The organism is Huintestinicola butyrica, assembly GCF_025567215.1.
GTDB classification, from domain to species: Bacteria; Bacillota; Clostridia; order Oscillospirales; family Ruminococcaceae; genus Huintestinicola; species Huintestinicola butyrica.
On the sequence record NZ_JAOQKB010000031.1, the window covers coordinates 1 to 321 of the forward strand.

Annotated in this window: 1 pseudogene; it reads right to left on the reverse strand. The window is 53.3% G+C overall.

The features are described 5' to 3' along the window. Positions 1 to 321: pseudogene (locus OCV68_RS14655) on the reverse strand (recombinase); the annotation flags it as partial.

The window sequence follows — 321 nt, forward strand, 5'->3', positions numbered from 1 at the left end:
TGATACGGACCGTAGCCGTCAATCGTCATGGCAAAGATGCGCTTGACCACATCAGCGGCTTCGGGGTCAACCAACCATTGGTCTCTGGCTTCGTTCCAGAGATAGCCGTAAATGACCGTGCCTGTGAGGTGCTTGCCGGACTTGCCTTTGGACTGGAAAGTGGAACGGATTTTACGGCTGGTGTCTCTGGCGTAATACTCGTTCATAATGTTGCGGAAAGGGGTAAAATCATCGTCCCCTCTGGCACTGTCCACGCCGTCATTGATGGCGATAAGGCGAACGCCACGCTGACGCAGGATTTCCATAATCTGACCGACTTTC